Genomic DNA, 371 nt, shown 5'->3' on the forward strand with positions numbered 1-371 from the left:
CTTCATCAACTAAAACGTATCCAGAAGGATGTCCTGCATTTACATATTCAATTGTTCTATTTTTTGTATTCACTACTAAGTATATTGCTGTAAAATAATATGGAATATGATCATTGTCATTATGTAACAGAGTCATATATTTATTTAAGTCTTTAATGACCAATTCTGGATCAATTAAACATTTACTTGTTTCACGTAATACAGAAGAAATAAACATACAAACTAATGAAGCAGATATACCATGTCCCATCACATCTAATAATATAATACCGTAGCGGTTTTCATCGATTTTATACCAATAATACATATCTCCAGCTAGTTTGAATGAAGGTAAGTAACTTGCTTCAATTTTTATATGATCTTCTCTTAAT

At 28.3% G+C, this 371-nt stretch carries 1 protein-coding gene; it reads right to left on the minus strand.

What is annotated here, in order from left to right; all coding sequences use genetic code 11:
* Window positions 1-371 (minus strand): PP2C family protein-serine/threonine phosphatase (locus SB775_RS27800; RefSeq protein ID WP_410864372.1); only part of this gene is annotated, 371 nt, incomplete at both ends.

The sequence above is a fragment of the Peribacillus sp. SIMBA_075 genome (assembly GCF_046534585.1).